The sequence below is a fragment of the Vibrio diazotrophicus genome (genome assembly GCF_038452265.1).
Taxonomy (GTDB): Bacteria; Pseudomonadota; Gammaproteobacteria; order Enterobacterales; family Vibrionaceae; genus Vibrio; species Vibrio diazotrophicus.
In genome coordinates, this window is record NZ_CP151843.1 from 1,333,019 (window position 1) to 1,350,408 (window position 17,390).

The window sequence follows — 17,390 nt, forward strand, 5'->3', positions numbered from 1 at the left end:
ATGAAAAGAATCGGAATAGCAGGACTTCAACGTGAACAAATAAAGCAACAAATAGAGCAAGTTGCTCCCGGACAATTTGAACTTCATATCCTCAATGACATGGATGCGGCGATGAAGGTCAAAGCTGGGCAACTTGATTACTACATTGGTTGCTGTAATACCGGTGCAGGTGCTGCACTATCGATAGCGATAGCTATTATCGGATACGACAAAAGCTGCACCATTGCCAAACCATCTATTCGGGCAAAACAAACCGAAGTGACCCGTTTTATTGAAGAAGGGCGAGTTGCTTTCGGCCTTTCCGTTGAGCATGTTGAACATGCCATCCCAATGTTGACTCAGTCATTGCTCAATGCGTAAGGAACAGACATGGATATCATGAATTTAGGACTCGTTGCGCTACTGTGTGCTACGACAGCACTTATCGCGAACATGAGCGCAGCCGTTTTCCACGACGGTATTCGTCCGATATTACCTCAGTTGTTCGAAGGCAATATGACACGCCGTGATGCAGGTTCGGTTGCGTTTGGTTTATCTATTGGCTTTGTCGCTTCTGTGGGTATCTCTTTTACCCTTTCTACTGGCTTGCTGAATCCTTGGTTGCTATTTCTACCGACTGACATTATCGGTGTCATGATCGGTAGTCGTATCCTTGCCGCTGTTGGTGGTGCTGTTTGGGGAATCCTAGTTGTTACTTCATTAACGGCTGTTAATACTGTATTGACGGGTTTACCCGTTGATGCTTTGGGTGCTTTAGGTGAGCTGGGTACGCCAGTGATGTCAGCTTTCGCTCTTTTCCCTCTGCAGGCAATCTTTTATCAGTTTGGTTGGAAAGCAGGAGCTGTAGCTGCGGCTGTGGTGCTTCTCTCTCGCCTTTTAATAATGAAATTTACCGGTATCTACCCAGAGTCTATTCAGATTTTTGTCGGTATGGTGATGCTGATTTTAATCGCGGTACGTAAAGACTTGAGTGATAGAAGCAATGGTATTAGTCCTCCGGATATGTCCGGCATGCATAGTATCTTTGATGAGCGTACAAAACGTATTGTTAAACATTTACCTTTCTTAGCGTTCACTGGTGCATTAATTGCTGCGGTTTGTAACGCTGGCATATTTGCTGGCTCTGAAGTGTCTATCTACTCACTAGCAGAAGCGTACAAGATTACCGATCCGGCGGAACAGGATGCTGCACTCCAGCAGGTTGCACTGTCTGAATTTATGCGCGGGCTTGGGTTTATTCCATTGATTGCTACAACTGCGCTTGCGACGGGGGTTTACGGCGTAGTCGGAATGACCTTTGTATTTGTTGTGGGCTACTTGTCTCCCAACATTGCTGTTGCAGCCGCTTTAGGTGCGGTAACGATCTGCCTTGAAGTACTCTTGCTTCGTAGTGTTGGGCGAGTGTTAGAGCAGTTCCCATCGATTCGTAATGCGTCAGACAATATCCGTAACTCAATGAATACATTGATGGAATTCGCACTGTTGATCGGTGGCGTCCTCGCGGTGATGAAGATGGGCTCCACAACAGGTTTCACCATTTTCGCCATGCTCTACTTCTTAAACGAAGTGATGGGACGTCCTGTGCTCAAGATCGCAGCTCCAGCAGTAGCGGCGATCTTAACCGGTATTATTCTCAATCTGCTGTATGTAGTCGGACTGTTTGCCGTCTAGTCATTTTCTAGTGTCAGTCTAATCCCCCTTTCAATTTGGGCTGGCACTCTTTTCAGTCGGAATCTCGTTATGTTTGTTAACGCCTTACAGAAGCATAATCCTGCTTTGATTGATGCTGCATTGTTGTTACACGCAGAGGGAAAAGTTCTACCGGATAGCTACATAGTAGACCTAGATACCTTTGTCGATAATGCCAAAAAGATTAAAGCGGAAGCAGATAAATATGGAATTGCTCTTTATGCCATGACCAAGCAATTTGGACGTAATCCATACCTTGCGCGTTTATTGGTTGAGGATTTGGGGTATCAAGGCATCGTGTGCGTGGATTATAAAGAAGCAAGATTGTTTTCTCGTCACGGAATTAAGGTTGCTAATGTTGGTCATTTAGTTCAGCCACCTCAGGCGATGTTAGAGCAATTAATGAGTGATGTTCAGCCCGACGTGGTGACCGTGGTGACGATGGAAAAAGCCATCGCATTATCACAAGCTGCAATCAAAGCTAACCGTGTCCAGAAAGTGCTGTTGAAGTTCTATGATTCTGAAGATGTGTTCTATACCAATCAGGAAACAGGATTTCCTTTGGCCGCGTTATCATCTGTCGTTGCAGAAATTGAGAAATTGCCCGGTATTCGTATTGCGGGATTAACTCATTTTCCTTGCTTATTGGCGGATAAAGAACAAGTGATGCCAACACCCAATGCACATACCGCCGCTATTGCGGCTCAACAGTGCAGAGATTTGGGGATTGAGGTAGAGCAACTTAATTTGCCTTCAATGACCTGCTGCTCCTCAATGTCAACGCTTTCTCAGCTAGGAGCAACTCATGGTGAACCTGGTCATGCACTAACCGGAACAACGCCACTGCATCAATTTGAGCAACCTCAGCCAGAAACAATTGCGATGTTGTACTTGAGCGAAGTGTCGCATCATCATCAAGGAAAGAGTTATTGCTTCGGCGGTGGCTATTATCGACGTGGCCATATGGAAAACGCCTTGATTTGGCCGCAGGTGGGATTTCCCGCCGTTAAGTGTCAAGTGCACAATGAGAATCAAGCCAGTATTGACTACCACTTGCGTTTATCAGGCATCGCTCCTGTTGGCTCACCCGTGGTCATGGCATTTCGAACTCAGGTTTTTGTTACCCGAAGCGATGTTGTCATTGTTTCTGGAATACATCATGGCCAGCCTAGAGTAATTGGTGTCTGGGATTCACTAGGCAATGAGGTGGCACATGGCTAGATTTATCGTTGTTGTGCTTGATGGCTTTGGCGTGGGAGAAATGCCTGATGTGGCTATGGTCAGGCCGTTTGATTGCGGCGCAAACACAGCAGCCAAGCTATTGAATCATTTCCCCTTAAAACGTTTACCCACGTTAGAAAAGCTTGGGCTAATTAATTTGGTTCCCGGAACCAATAGCATTATGTCCCAAAGCTCAACGGCGAACTATGGTATGGCTCAACTTGCCCATTTTGGTGGTGATACTTTTATGGGACATCAGGAGATTATGGGGACGCTGCCACAAAAGCCTCTTGAAGCACCGTTTCAAGAGGTTATCGCCCAGATTGAAGATGCACTTTCAACAGCGGGTATCCAACATCAAAGAGTTTGGCGTGATGATCTCTCAGCGCTGGTGGTCGAAGACGCTATTTTTATTGGAGATAATTTAGAAGCGGATTTGGGACAGGTGTATAACCTTTGCGCCAACTTCGATCAGATAAGCTTTGAGCGCCTAAAACAGATCGCGGAAGTCGTTCGGGGTGCCAATAATGCAGGGCGTAATATTGTCTTCGGTGGACATGTGGGCAATTTTGAGCAGATCACCAACGCGATAGAAACGCGTAATGATCCAAGTGGAGCTCCGGCATTTATCGGCACCAACACACCAGATACTGGGGTCTATGAGCAAGGGTTTGAAGTGGTTCACCTTGGCTATGGCGTCGATCGGTTTACTCAGGTTCCCCATTTGCTCAAGCAGCAGAATGTCGATACCTGGTTATATGGAAAAGTCGCAGACATAGTGCAAAACCCTGAGGGGACTTCTTACTGTTCGGTTGTCGATACCGATAGCTTGTTTTCTCTGTTAGTTGCTGATCTTAGTCGTTTTGATGATGGCTTCTTTTGCTTGAATGTTCAGGAAACAGATTTGTCAGGTCATCAACAGGATCCGCGCCAGTATTGGAAAGTGCTGGAACGCGCTGATCGAGGGATTAATCAAGTCCTCGAAATGATGAACGCAGAAGATGTGCTTATTGTTATGGCGGATCATGGCAATGACCCATTTATTGGCCATAGCCGACATACGCGGGAGCAAGTGCCGTTGATGCTGGTTAAGCAGGGTATAGAAGGGCGATATTTAGGTTTGCGTAGTTCTCTTGCGGATGTTGGTGCCAGTGTTACCGAGTTCTTTGGTGCAAGCTCCCCTCAAAGTGGGTGTTCATTTATCAATGTGTTGCAGGACTAGGATTCAATGCGCGCTTTGCATCTGGTTATAGCTATGACGAGTAAGATCAAAGGCACCTTTTAAGGTGCCTTTTCTTCTGTAATAAAACAACAATGAAAGCCATTTGGAATGAAGGAGGCGGATGAAGATTAAGAGCAGTCAAACTAACTTGCTGAGTAGCTCTTTTAAGCCGTTTCTCGCCCACTTTTTACCTAAGTAAGTTTCAAGGTGTTGTTCTGCAAAGCGCAAGAAACCAAGTGCTGCCGGAGCAAGATGCCGATCGTTACGGGCAATAAAGTACCAGTGGCTTTCAATTGGAAAATCCTCAACATCTAAAGCGACGATGCTTTGGTCATGTGCAGGAAGCACATGGCTGGACAATACCGCTAATCCCATACCAGAGCTGACGCCCACTCGAATCGCTTCATTACTGGCCATTTGCAAGCTACTGGACAACGTCATCCCATGTGTTTGCAACCAGCTTTCAAACAACATACGCGTTGCCGAACCTTGCTCACGTAGCAAAAATCGATGTTGCTTCAGATCGGAAAAGGAAATTTTGCGTTGCCGAGCCAAGGGGTGGTCTGCGGGAGCAACCAGAGTTAATGGGTTTAACAAAAAGCGTCCAGCACATGCATGTTCAAGTGAAGGGGGGTGACTAAACACGTACAAATCATCCTGCCCCTGTTCAAAGCGTCGTAAAACTTGCTCTCGGTTTCCTATTTCTACTTTGATATCGACGGCGGGAAATCGCTGACTAAATGGCCCGAGAAGGCGAGGCAATATGTATTGCGCGGTACTCACCATGGCAATACTAAAATGACCACTTTGCCCAGCTTGAACGGAATCTAGGTATTGGTTGAAGTCATTGAAATTACTTAAGGTTTGTTGACAGATGCGATACAACTCTTGTCCGGTATCGGTCGCGACAACTTTGTTGTTTTCTAAAGTGTATAAGGGATCATCTATCGCTTCCCGAAGTCGCTTGAGTTGTAGGGAAACAGTGGGTTGAGTGAGATGCAGACGTTTAGCACTCTCACTGATAGAGCCAGTTTGAATGACATCCACGTAAACCTGCAATAAACGAAAAGTAAGGTGACGAATGTTCATGGTTTACTTTTAACTATTGATAATTATCTATGGATGGTTATCAATATTTTTATTTCTGTCAATGATGAATCTCCCCTATTATCCCGCCCAGAATGAAAACTGTAATAAAACAACACCAAACAAAAGGAAGATAAATGCCAGATATCGTTGTAATGTTTTTTGTGTTGGGCTTATTTGCCGGTTTAGTCCGTTCAGATCTGACCATCCCTAAAGCTATGTATGAGATGTTAAGTTTATTGCTGATGCTGACCATTGGCCTTAAGGGCGGGATGGCTCTCCATGGCAATGTGAGCTGGGGACTTGTACCTGAAATGGCTGCCGTATTGATGATCGGTGCTCTGATTCCATTAAGCTTCTTCCCAATTTTACGAAAAATTATTGGCTTAAATTTGGCAGACAGCGCCAGTATCGCAGCGCACTATGGCTCTGTGAGTGCTGGTACTTTTGCCGTAGCTTTGGCGTACACACAAGCGCAACAGCTCGTCGTTGGAGCCGAAGTCACTCTGTATTTGGTCTTAATGGAGCTTCCCGCCATCATCGTTGGTTTGTTGTTATACCGTCGTCACAGCTCTGCATTACCGAATGCGAAGCCGGTTTCTATTGGTGCGCTTTGGCATGAAGCATTAACCAACAAAGGCGTTATATTGCTGGTGGGTGGCGTGATTATCGGTCTAATGTACGGCAGTAAAGAAGGCGCTCCGGTAACTGATTTGTTGATGGGCGGTTTTAAAGCGGTACTGGCTCTATTCCTATTGGAAATGGGTATCACGGCTGCGCATACACTCAGACCTTTACCTGTCCAGCAATGGCGATTGATGGTCTTTGCACTCTGTGCTCCTATGTGTTTAGGTTCAATCGGCGTGGTGATTGGCGGTCTACTTGGTTTAAGCGAAGGGTCGATAGTGATACTTGCCAGCTTAACAGCCAGCGCGTCCTATATTGCTGCTCCTGCTGCGATTAAAGCGGCAATACCTGAAGCTAACATAGGTCTTGCGATGTTGAGCTCTCTGGGTTTGACATTCCCATTCAACGTATTGCTAGGAATTGGCTTGTATCATCAACTCGTGCCGATATTAACTTAGAGGGTTTGGCTTAATTACGCGGTTTCACCTCAGTGCTGATGTTTGATCTTCACTGAGGTGAATTGAGTTTCTGTAACCATAAGCTCGACGTTCGCACTTTGGCACTATCATTCCTGTGCTTTGCCTATAGAAGCGACTAAATACTAACGAATTCATTCTATATAAATTCCACATGTCCTACTGAAGCAGCTATGCTATACTCCGCCTCCAAATTTTATGTAAGGACTAAACCATGAGTCTGAAGAACGACATTCAACAACTGAACAATCGCATCGATACTTGCCATCACAAGTTGGATGCAGCCAAGACTCGCGGCGATAGTGCGATGATCACAAAATTTACCGATGACATCGATAGACTAACTAAGCAGCTAAAAAGCTTGAAGCACAAAGCTGAGTACGATCTCAATAAAGAGCGTAAAGAGTTATCGGATATGGCTTTCTCTCGTGAAATCACGAAAGAAGAGCAAGCGGATTTAGGTAAGCTTAAGAAGAAAGTAAAAGGTTTAGTGGTTGTTCACCCAATGACGAAAATTGGTAAAGCCATGCGCATTGAAGTGATGACAGGTTTCGCGCCAAAACCTTTCTAACCTTAAGAAAGAATATAAAAAGAGCCAGCATTTGCTGGCTCTTTGCGTTCTACTTGAATCAATATCCCATCAACTGCAGCAGATTCTCAGCGGTGTGAACCGCTTCTTTACGGTTAGCGATGTTAAGTTTCTGATACAGATTGCGAATGTGAGTTTTGATGGTTGTTCCAGCCACATCAAGTTCCTGTGCAATTTGTTCATTGCTGAAACCGGAATAGATCAAACCTAACACTTGCCATTCACGTTGAGTTAGTGGGCTAGTACGTACTAACTCTGGAATGTTCGGGTGATTGATCAGTTTCTCTACAAACTCTTCATCAAAATGCACAGAACGGCTGCGTTGGGTGGTTGAAATCTCTTTCATTAACTGTTGCGCACGGTGGCGTTCTAAATCGCCCAGCTCACCGCGTTGAATCAGTTTCTCCAACACATGACCCACTTTGGCGCCGTCGATCAGGAAGTTGCCAATCATACCGGTTTGGTTAGTGAGAGCTAACGCTTGCTTAAGCTTATCGCGTGCTTCCTCTTCTTTACCAAGAGTCGTTGCCAGAATCGACTCAACAATCAGGTTACGGTTGATATCGGTAATTAACTGATACTTCTTCGCTTCTTCTTGCATGAATTCCAACGTTTGCTGGGCTTCTTCCATCATGTCTAAGTTAATTTGAGCACGGGCAATATTGCGCCATTGCAGTTGAGAGAAGTGGTTACAGGCTCTTTCTGGGCGAGTAGAAGTATTCAGCCAATTCTGAATCGAATCCATATCACCGCGAGCTTGCCAGTAAAGCAGCAATGAAAGCGACGCGTTTGCTGTCCAGTCTACGTGATAGCTAGACTGCTTCATCAGGTGCAGAATCTGCTCAATAAAGCGACTGGCTTTGTCCAGTTCGCCACGGCCAACCGAGATGCGCGCCAGCATAGAATAACTGTGCAGATGTTTACTTGGCGAGTGATTGCCGAGAACGTCCAACCCTTTGTAGGCGCACTCTTCGGCTTCATCCAAACGGTTCCAACACCAGAGAATTTGTGCACGTACTCGCAACAAAAATTCATGCAATGGCAACTGGTGAAGTTGATGTTCTTCAATCAGTTTGAACGCATTGTCCTGAACTTCATAAGCGGCTTGAACATAACCCTGAGCAATCAGAATTTCGCTTTGCTGCAATAATGCCCAAAGCGCTTGATGATAAACCTGATACTGGCGAGCCAGTTTCTCGGTCTGCTGCATCATTGGCAGAGCACGGCTGAGTTGACCTAATACGTGGTTGACTTCACCCACAACGGACGTTGCCACAATTCGGCTGCGATAAATGGTGTTATCGAGCTGGCTTAAAGCTAATTCAGCGAGCTCTAAAGCTTTTTCCGGTTCGTTTTGGTTAATCGCAACCTGAGCACGTAATGCGTTGAATTCACCTTGCTCTTTACTCGACAGTTCCACATTAAGCTTTGCCATCTCTTCATCAGCTTTGGAAAGCAGGGCACCGACATCGTTGTATCTGTGCTGACTTTGAGCGAGCCAAGCTTGAAGCATGCAGAGCTTAGGTTCGCTATAAAGCTGATTAGAAGAAAGCAGGTTGATTGAAGACTCCAACATCTCCAATTCGCCTTGGTTGAACATGCTCCAGCCGTGTTTGCTTAAAATGGTGGCGAGTAAATCGGTATCCTGAGCGATTTTGGCATGACGCAAAGCTTGGTGCGGGTTAGACATTTCCAACCATGCCAGTGACGCTTCGCGGTGTAAGTCGTGTTCTTGCTGTGGAATGCGAGCCAGACGCTGGTGGGCAAGGAACTCACCAAACAAATTGTGGAAGCGATACCAGTTGTGTTCGCCTTCCAACGGGTAAATAAACAAGCCAAAACGGTTTAACGATTCAATCATACTTAACGCGTCGTCACGTTTGGTCAGTGCGGTGACCAGTGAATCGTTGAAATGTTCCAACACTGAACACTGCATCAGGAACTGACGGGTTTCGTTGTCGAGAAGGTCAAATACCTCTTCAACCAAGTAATCCCACAAATGTGCATGATTGAAGTGAGAAACAGATTCCGCACTTTGCTCCAGAGTACGCTTTTGATATTGCGCTTGCAGAGCGATAAGTTGCAACGCTGAAGGCCAGCCTTCCACGTAATCACGTAAGCTGTTTGCTGTAGAGTCGTCAACGCCATCGGTAACTCGTTGATTAAAGAAACGGGTGGTTTCTTCGGTGTCGAATGCCAGCAGTTCGTTACCAATCTCGATCATCAAATCACGCACACGCAAGTTTGCTGTGCCCAGTGGTGGCGCTGCGCGACTGGTCACCACTAAGGTCATGTTGTCCGGCATGTGTTTGATGAAAAAGCGCATCGCTTCATGAATTTCGTCATCAGACAGCAGATGATAGTCATCCAACACCACATAACATTCTTGGTGGTAGTGAGCCATTTCGGTGAACACTTCACTAAACAGTGAATGAATCGAAGAGAACTGACGCTTTTCCGCCAGTTTTTGCGCATTCGGGCAACTTTGATCCGTTGCTTTATTGATCGCTTGTAGAAAATAGTTCAAGAATCGGAAAGGATCGTTGTCACTATCGTCAATGCTGTACCAACCAACGTGAGGTTTATCTGCAAGCCACTGAGCCGCCATGGTAGTTTTGCCATAGCCTGCAGGGGAGCGAAATAGCACTAACTTATAGCATGTGGCGTTATGCAAAATGTCCAGCACTCTTGGGCGAACAATTGCGTTGTGCAGGCGGCCGGGGCGCGTCAGTTTAGAAGGAATCCACATTCTTGATCTCCCTTCGATCAAATAATAAGAGGAGAAAACAGAGATCTCTGTCACTTTTGTGGCAATGATGTTACTTGATGTTTTTCACTACGTTTATTGATCCCTTTCTCGAATCTCGCACTATTCACATTCTTAAGCAGACTACGCCCCTAATTTGTGATTTTGATCAATAAATTTGCTGAGCTATCCGTTTGGTTGACAGGTGGGTTGTACGAAATTTTATGTAATTTGAGTAAAAACGATAATTTTAGTGTGACGAAGTATACATTATGAGCAAAAGGAGCACTGCTTGAATCTCCGAGCTGTTTAAACCCCGTCTAAGGTTATTGAGGCAGTCGTTGTGATCTCAATCACTCAGAATCTCACGGATTGGATTATCAATGAGAGATTGATCACTCCGACTTAAGTGCTACACCCTCTACGCCCTCACTCCTCCTCCTAAATTCATGACAACTTGGGAGGATGTTTACATTTTGTTGTACGGGCAGGATATGGCACAGATGAATTAGAACTGATAAGAGAGATTTCTCGATGAAACCTACGCAACAGAAAACGTTTGATAAAGCAGCGTTCCAAGCGAACGTAAAGCGTAATCTTACCGCGACATACGCGACCACTGTGGAACATGCTTCTAGCCGTTCTTGGTATTTGGCTATGGGTCATGCTCTAGCAGAATTAACAACGTTCGACATGCTTGAAACCGAGCAAGACGAGCGCATCGTTAATGCTAAAAGCTTGAACTACCTATCTCTTGAGTTCCTGATTGGCCGTTTAACAGGTAACAACCTGATTAGCATGGGCCTTTATGAACAGGTTTCTGAAGCGATGGCGGAATTGGGCCAAAACTTAACAGATTTGTTGGAAGAAGAGCGCGACCCTTCATTGGGTAACGGTGGTCTTGGTCGTCTTGCTGCGTGTTTCATGGACTCATGTGCTGCTCAAGAATACCCAACAGTGGGTTACGGTCTTCACTACGAATACGGCTTATTCAAACAGTCTTTTGAGCAAGGTCATCAGAAAGAAGCGCCTGATGCTTGGTGTGGTGTAGAAGGTTACCCTTGGGAAATCGCGCGCCCTGAGCTGAAACAAGAAATCGGCTTCTACGGTCACGTTGAAGTGATCCATGAGAATGGCAAAGAAGTTCGCAAATGGGTTCCTGGCATGTTAGTGCAAGCGATGCCTTGGGATTTACCAATTGTGGGCTACCAAAGCGATACTGTTTATCCACTACGCCTTTGGGAATGTCGTGCCATTGCACCATTCTCACTAGAGAGCTTTAACAACGGTAACTACTTCGAAGCTCAGCACTCTCTGATTGATGCGGGCAACATTACTAAAGTGCTTTACCCGAACGACAACCATGAGAAAGGTAAAACACTGCGCTTGATGCAACAGTACTTCCACAGTGCGGCATCGGTACGTGACATTCTTCGTCGTCATGAAGGTGCTGGTTTTGCACTGGAAGATCTACCGAAGAAAGAGACAATCCAGCTTAACGATACTCACCCAACCATCGCGATCCCTGAATTAATGCGTATTTTGGTCGATGAGCGTGGCCTATCTTGGGAAGCGGCTTGGGACATCTGTTCTAAGACATTCGCTTACACCAACCACACCTTGTTGCCAGAAGCATTGGAAACATGGAGCGAGTCTTTGATTCAGCGTCTGCTTCCTCGTCATATGGAAATCATTTACGAGATCAACCATCGCTTTATGCAGGAAGTTCGCGCGAAATGGCCGGGTGATGTTTCTAAACAACAGAAGCTGTCCATTATTGAAGAAGGCTTCCATCGCATGGTGCGCATGGCAAACCTTTGTGTAGTGGGTTCTTACGCTGTAAACGGTGTTGCTGCTCTGCACTCAGAGCTAGTAAAACGTGACCTGTTCCCTGAGTTCAACGAGCTGTACCCGAGTCGTCTACAGAACGTGACCAACGGTATTACACCTCGTCGTTGGCTGAAATTCTGTAACCCAGCTTTGTCTGCATTGATTACTGAGAAAATTGGTGACCAGTGGCCAGCGCATCTCGACCAACTAGAATCTATTTCTCAGTTCGCTGGTGATACGAAGTTCCAGAAGCAGTTCATGGCAGTGAAGAAAGAGAACAAAGCGCGTTTGGCTAACTGGGTGAAAGAGAACATGGGTATCGAACTTGATACCAATGCGATCTTTGACGTTCAAATCAAACGTCTACACGAATACAAACGTCAGCACCTAAACATGCTGCACATTCTTTCTCTGTACCACCGCATCATCAACGATCCATCTTTTGATGTGCATCCTCGAGTGGTGTTCTTCGCAGCGAAAGCAGCGCCGGGTTACCACCTAGCGAAAGAGATCATTTACGCAATCAACAAGATTGCAGAGAAAGTGAATAACGATCCACGTATCGGTAACAAACTGAAAGTGGTCTTCATTCCTGACTACCGTGTAAGCATGGCGGAGATCATCATCCCTGCGGCTGACGTTTCTGAGCAAATCTCTACTGCAGGTAAAGAAGCATCAGGTACTGGCAACATGAAGATGGCGCTAAACGGTGCGTTAACTATCGGTACGATGGACGGTGCAAACGTTGAGATTCGTGAAGAAGTGGGTGATGACAACATTTACATCTTCGGTCTGGATGTGGATGGCGTAGAGTCACTAAAAGCAAAAGGTTACAACCCTTACGACTACTACAACGCGGATCCATTACTCAAAGCATCAATGGAACTATTGATGTCAGACGAGTTCACTCCGGGTGAGCCAGCGAAGCTTCGCGCAACTTACGACAGCTTGCTTGATGGTGGCGACCCATACCTTGTTCTTGCTGATTTCGCATCGTATGTGAAAGCGCATGAAGACATGGATAAGCAATACCGTGATCAGGCGGGTTGGGCGAAGAAGGCAATATTGAACACCGCTCTGGTGGGCAAGTTCAGCTCTGACCGCAGTATTCGCGATTACGTGAATAATATTTGGCAGCTTGAAGTCGTCAAACGCTAAAAAATAGAACCAAACAGCCAAGGCGTAAGCCTTGGCTGAATGGCTTATAACTCTCAACGAACATATGTTCCAGAATGAATAAAAGCCAAATCGACATAGATTAAATAATTACACACCCTACACATTTGAAGGATTATGCAGTCCCTTCGGAGAGAGCGATGAAAGAACAAAATGCATTAAAACAAGTCGCAGCGATGGCAAAAATTGCCGACAGCTATGTGAGTGCTTGGGGCGATGAAGCAAAAGTAGAAGACGAGACCATTCGTCGTCTTTTGGCTTCTTTAGGTTATGACACGACCAATGATCAAACCTTATTAAAATCGGCTGAGAAAAAACACAAAGCCGATGTGTTGGAAGCGGTATTAGTGATTCGCCAAGGAGAGCCATTAGAGGTGTCTCTTAACCTAGGTTCTAGCGCTCGTGAAAGTGAGTTTGACTGGCGACTAGAAACCGAACAGGGCGAAGTATTCGAAGGCTATCTGCAATCTCAAATCGTTCGTGATGAGCGTGCAGAAGGTGGCCCGCTAGTATTCTCTTTGCCGAACGATCTAGCACTGGGTTACCACAAGCTGTTTGTTTCTCGCAAGCGTCGTAAAGCGCCGTATGAGATGACGGTTATTGTGACGCCAACAGCGTGTTTCAAACAACCTGCTCTGGAAAAAGGCAAGAAGCTTTGGGGACCAAGTGTTCAGCTTTACACTTTGCGCACTCAGCACAACTGGGGTATCGGTGATTTTGGTGACTTGAAACAGTTGGTTGCAGATATCGCATCTCGTGGTGGTGATTTTGTCGGTTTGAACCCAATCCATTCTCTGTTCCCAGCGAACCCAGAAGGGGCGAGCCCATACAGCCCGTCTTCTCGTCGTTGGTTGAACATTCTTTATATTGATGTGAGCTCAGTACCAGAGTTCGCACTAAGTGGTGAAGCACAGCAAAAAGTGGGCAGTGCTGAGTTCCAACAACGTCTGCAAAAAGCACGTGAATCGCATTGGGTGAACTACACCGAAGTCGCGCAAATGAAAATGAGCGTACTGCCATTGTTGTTCACTGAATTTAAAGCCCGTCATTTGGATAAAAACACAGACCGTGCTCGTGCGTTCCTAGACTTTGTGGAAGAGGGCGGTGATAGCCTGTTGCACCAAGCAACCTTTGATGCGCTGCACGCACAATTACATGCAGAAGACAGCAATGTTTGGGGCTGGCCTGTTTTCCCTGAAAAATACCGTCGTTTTGAAAATCCAGCGGTACAAACTTTTATTGAAGACAACCAAGATGACGTACATCTTTACATGTACCTACAGTGGGTTGCTGACACGCAAATCAACGAAGCTCAGGCGCTTGCTGAAGAAAAAGGCATGGCGGTTGGCTTATACCGTGACTTAGCAGTAGGTGTTGCGGATTCTGGCTCTGAAACATGGGCGGATGAAGGTAACCTGATTCTGGATGCGAGCATTGGCGCGCCACCGGATGTTCTTGGTCCACTAGGTCAGAACTGGGGCTTACCACCACTCAACCCACAAGTGCTGCAAGCGACTGGCTATGATGCTTATATCAAGTTATTGCGTGCCAACATGAAACATTGTGGTTCTCTGCGTATCGACCACGTACTTGGTTTATTGCGTCTGTGGTGGATTCCAAAAGGTGAAAACGCGACCAAAGGTGCGTACATCTACTACCCAGTGAAAGACATGTTAGCGATTCTTGCGCTGGAATCTCACCGTCACCAATGCAGTGTGATCGGTGAAGACTTAGGTACTGTACCGGACGAAATCGTGGATCTGCTTCGTGATGCGGGTGTCCACTCATACAAAGTTTTCTTCTTCGAAACATCTAAAGAAGACGGCGGCTTTATTTCTCCTGCTCACTATGCGCCTCAATCCATGGCGGCTTTGTGTACGCACGATATGCCGACTCTGCGTGGTTTCTGGCACTGTGCTGACCTGAAAATGGGTAGCGAAATTGGCTTGTATCCAGACAAAGAACAACTGGCAGAGCTGTTTGAGGATCGTTTGAAGTGCAAACAAGGCATTTTGGACTCTGTGGCTTGGCATGGTTACTTGCCTGAAGGCGTAGGTCGTGATGCAAGTCTGGTTCCTATGGATTCATACCTGAGTGAAGCATTGCAACTGCATGTTGCGGCAGGTTCGTCAGGCCTACTCAGTATTCAGCTTGAAGACTGGTTAGAAATGGATAATCCTGTCAACATTCCGGGAACCGTTGATGAGTATCCAAACTGGCGTCGTAAGTTGTCGATGAATTTGGATGAAATCTTCGCCCGCGAAGATGTGAACCGAATTTCAGCACGTTTAACGGAAACGCGTGCGAAAGCCAGTCAGTAATCGAGCAAGCACTCAGAGGGAAATTAGTGAATTCTTATATTTACACCAAGAAGTTTAAGTTAGGTCACTCTATACCCCTTTTGAGTTCGGTAAGATGAACTTACGCTAGTATGCCCGCCAATGTAGCGGGCATTTTTATTTCTCTGTTGCGCTGGGAGAAGAGTATTGAAAAAAGCTAAAAAGCCTTCGAAAACACAAGTTGCCTATAACCAGCTTTCTCACGCTGGTTTTGCTGATCCATTTGCATTTTTAGGTCCGTTTATTTCTTCTTTTCAAGGAGCACTCCGAGTATGGATGCCGGGTGCTGATAAAGTAGAATTGCTGGTGGAAGGAGAGCCGAGAGTGGCTCTTGAAAGAGAAACCGATGCTGGTTTTGTTCTTAAATCAGACAGAGACCTTCGCTTCACCCATTATTCCCTTGCGATTGACTGGGCGGGTACAGAGCAAATAGTCGATGACCCTTACCAGTACCATGAAATTTATGCCGAATATGATGACCTGCATACTCCGAAAGAGATGTATCGTCATATGGGCTCACAGTTCGTCACGTTAGAACGCGATGGTAAGCAGATCTCAGGTATTCGTTTCCTTGTTTATGCGCCTCACGCTTCGGCGTGTAGTCTGGTTGGCTCATTTAACCAGTGGGACGGCCGTCGCCATCCGATGCAACGTTTAGATTATGGCATCTGGGGGCTGTTTATTCCGGGTCTGGAAGAGGGCGTTCAATACAAATTTGAACTGAAAGGACCACATGGTGAAGGTTTACCTCATAAGGCTGACCCTTGGGGATTCTACGCGGAGCAACACCCTTCTTTTGCCTCTGTGACTTATGATCATAGCCGTTACCAATGGCAAGACAGTGAATGGCAACATCGCCCTGTAACGCAAAAGCGAAAAGAAGCGCTCTCTTTTTATGAACTGCATGCAGGCTCATGGAAACGTGGTGAGAATGGAGGCTTCCTCAATTATCGCGAGTTAGCACAGCATTTGATTCCGTATTTGGTTGATATGGGATACACCCATGTAGAGCTTATGCCGGTTTCTGAACATCCATTTTATGGCTCTTGGGGTTATCAACCTGTAGGTTTGTTTGCACCAACCAGTCGTTATGGCTCACCGGATGATTTCAAATACTTCGTTGATATGTGTCATCAGGCTGGTATTGGTGTGGTTCTTGATTGGGTTCCAGCACACTTCCCGTCGGATGATCATGGTTTGGCGAACTTCGATGGTACGCCGCTGTTCCATGACCCTGATCCGCGTCGTGGCTGGCATCAGGACTGGAACTCATATATCTACGATGTTGGACGTGAACATGTGCGTCGTTTTCTAGTTTCCAATGCGCTGTATTGGTTCGATATGTTCCATATTGACGGTATTCGCGTGGATGCTGTGGCGTCGATGCTTTATCTCGACTATTCACGCAGTCACGATCAGTGGATTCCAAACGTTGATGGTGGCCGTGAAAACTATGATGCCATCGCAACTTTTAAGTGGATGAATGAAGAGGTTTATAAATACTTCCCGAATGCGATGACCATTGCTGAAGAGTCCACAGCCTTTCCGGGTGTGTCAGCGCCAACCTTTATGGGCGGCTTAGGCTTTGGTTTCAAGTGGAACATGGGTTGGATGCACGACAGTCTTTCGTACATCAAAGAAGATCCGGTACATCGTAAATATCACCACAACACGTTAACTTTCCCGCTGATTTACGCATTCAGTGAGAACTATGTGTTGTCTTTGTCTCACGATGAGGTGGTTTACGGTAAACAGTCTTTGATCTACAAGATGCCGGGCGATGAGTGGCAGCAGACGGCGAATATGCGTGCCTATTTTGGTTATATGTATGCGCAGCCGGGTAAGAAACTCAACTTCATGGGCTCTGAATTTGGTCAGACGGCAGAGTGGAATCATGATAATCAACTACAGTGGTTCCTAACCGCATTCGATCGCCACCGTGGTATCCAAAGTTTAGTTCGCGACCTGAATCATCTGTATAAGAACGAACCTGCGTTGCATGAGCGTGATTGTGAACCATCCGGCTTTGAATGGCGTTTGCAAGATGCTGCGGACATTAGCGTGATTGCTCATGAGCGTATCAGTGATAAGGGCGAGAGAATCTTAGCGATTACCAACTTTACGCCAGTACCGCATGAACACTTCCGTTTAGGGGTGCCTAACGAGGGACGCTATGAGTTGCTGCTTAATACGGATAGCGGTCATTATTCTGGCAGCGATTTTGAAACGGTCACAGTTGCTGAAACTGAACGAGTAAAAAGCGAAGGCTTAGATCAGTCTCTGTTGGTGCGTTTACCGCCACTTTCGACCCTGTTCTACAAGCTAAAATCGTAATAAATACTGAGAAAAGCAAGCCCCGATTTACACTATAAATCGGGGCTTTTTTATC

11 protein-coding genes are annotated in these 17,390 nt (G+C 46.1%); 9 read left to right on the forward strand and 2 right to left on the reverse strand.

Annotated elements, in window-relative coordinates; genetic code table 11:
• The 4 genes from AAGA51_RS21330 to AAGA51_RS21345 all read left to right on the forward strand — a co-directional run bounded on the left by AAGA51_RS21330 (position 1) and on the right by AAGA51_RS21345 (position 4,132).
• Entirely contained in the window at positions 1 to 360 is a 360-nt protein-coding gene (locus AAGA51_RS21330; RefSeq protein WP_042479569.1) for a DUF2620 domain-containing protein, read from the forward strand.
• 9 nt (positions 361 to 369) lie between these two features.
• The gene (locus AAGA51_RS21335; RefSeq protein ID WP_042479571.1) at positions 370 to 1,671 is read left to right on the forward strand and encodes a YhfT family protein; all 1,302 of its coding nucleotides are present in this window, start codon (positions 370 to 372) and stop codon (positions 1,669 to 1,671) included.
• A gap of 69 nt (positions 1,672 to 1,740) precedes the next feature.
• Positions 1,741 to 2,910, forward strand: coding sequence for a YhfX family PLP-dependent enzyme (locus tag AAGA51_RS21340; protein WP_042479572.1), 1,170 nt, complete (start codon positions 1,741 to 1,743; stop codon positions 2,908 to 2,910).
• Positions 2,903 to 4,132 (forward strand): phosphopentomutase, encoded by a 1,230-nt coding sequence (locus AAGA51_RS21345; protein WP_042479573.1) that lies wholly within the window; start codon positions 2,903 to 2,905, stop codon positions 4,130 to 4,132. Before AAGA51_RS21340 ends, AAGA51_RS21345 begins: the two co-directional genes overlap by 8 nt.
• Before the next feature lie 138 nt (positions 4,133 to 4,270).
• Here the strand turns inward: AAGA51_RS21345 and AAGA51_RS21350 are convergent, their stop codons facing one another.
• The gene (locus tag AAGA51_RS21350; protein WP_042479574.1) at positions 4,271 to 5,221 is read right to left on the reverse strand and encodes a LysR family transcriptional regulator; all 951 of its coding nucleotides are present in this window, start codon (positions 5,219 to 5,221) and stop codon (positions 4,271 to 4,273) included.
• Positions 5,222 to 5,355: 134 nt separating this feature from the next.
• On the opposite strand from AAGA51_RS21350, the gene AAGA51_RS21355 reads away from it, so the two are divergent.
• Positions 5,356 to 6,303 (forward strand): sodium-dependent bicarbonate transport family permease, encoded by a 948-nt coding sequence (locus AAGA51_RS21355; RefSeq protein ID WP_042479575.1) that lies wholly within the window; start codon positions 5,356 to 5,358, stop codon positions 6,301 to 6,303.
• Positions 6,304 to 6,535: 232 nt separating this feature from the next.
• On the forward strand, positions 6,536 to 6,892 hold the full coding sequence (locus AAGA51_RS21360) for a YibL family ribosome-associated protein (RefSeq protein ID WP_042479576.1): 357 nt from the start codon (positions 6,536 to 6,538) through the stop codon (positions 6,890 to 6,892).
• 58 nt (positions 6,893 to 6,950) lie between these two features.
• Here the strand turns inward: AAGA51_RS21360 and malT are convergent, their stop codons facing one another.
• Positions 6,951 to 9,659 (reverse strand): HTH-type transcriptional regulator MalT, encoded by a 2,709-nt coding sequence (malT, locus tag AAGA51_RS21365; RefSeq protein ID WP_042479577.1) that lies wholly within the window; start codon positions 9,657 to 9,659, stop codon positions 6,951 to 6,953.
• Between the two features lie 531 nt (positions 9,660 to 10,190).
• Between malT and AAGA51_RS21370 the strand changes: the two genes are divergently transcribed.
• The 3 genes from AAGA51_RS21370 (at position 10,191) to glgB (ending at position 17,335) form a co-directional block, all read left to right on the forward strand.
• Positions 10,191 to 12,644: a glycogen/starch/alpha-glucan phosphorylase gene (locus AAGA51_RS21370; RefSeq protein WP_042479579.1), complete on the forward strand. Its 2,454-nt coding sequence runs from the start codon at positions 10,191 to 10,193 to the stop codon at positions 12,642 to 12,644.
• 158 nt (positions 12,645 to 12,802) lie between these two features.
• Positions 12,803 to 14,983 carry a 4-alpha-glucanotransferase gene (malQ, locus tag AAGA51_RS21375; protein ID WP_042479581.1) on the forward strand — a complete coding sequence of 727 codons (2,181 nt, stop codon included), beginning with the start codon at positions 12,803 to 12,805 and terminating at the stop codon, positions 14,981 to 14,983.
• Positions 14,984 to 15,148: 165 nt separating this feature from the next.
• The gene (glgB, locus tag AAGA51_RS21380) at positions 15,149 to 17,335 is read left to right on the forward strand and encodes a 1,4-alpha-glucan branching protein GlgB (protein ID WP_042479582.1); all 2,187 of its coding nucleotides are present in this window, start codon (positions 15,149 to 15,151) and stop codon (positions 17,333 to 17,335) included.
• Positions 17,336 to 17,390: the final 55 nt, after the last annotated feature.